The 298-nt window shown below is 70.5% G+C and carries 1 pseudogene; it reads left to right on the top strand.

The features are described 5' to 3' along the window. Positions 1 to 298 (top strand): annotated as a pseudogene (locus EN818_RS31890) (transcriptional regulator); the annotation flags it as partial.

Below are 298 nucleotides of genomic sequence, written 5' to 3'. Positions count from 1 at the left end.
CTGCTGCAGGTGTTCGCGCCGCAGCGCCCGGCGGCGCTGATCGTTGCCGGCATCGACCAGACGTCGCTGTCGCGAAAGCTCCTGGAGACGGCTGGCTGCCCGGTGGTGCAGGTGATGGAGACCGGGCCCGATCCGGTCGACATGCTGGTCGGCTTCTCGCATTTCGACGGCGGCCGGACGGCGACCGAGCATCTCATTGAAGCGGGCTATCGGCGCATCGGCTTCATCGGCGCGCGCATGGATCCGCGCTCGCAGCGGCGCCTTGCCGGATATCGCGCGGCGATGGACGCGGCCGGCC

This window comes from Mesorhizobium sp. M3A.F.Ca.ET.175.01.1.1 (assembly GCF_004791945.1).
GTDB lineage: Bacteria > Pseudomonadota > Alphaproteobacteria > Rhizobiales > Rhizobiaceae > Mesorhizobium.
This window is presented reverse-complemented; position numbering and strand designations above follow the sequence as displayed.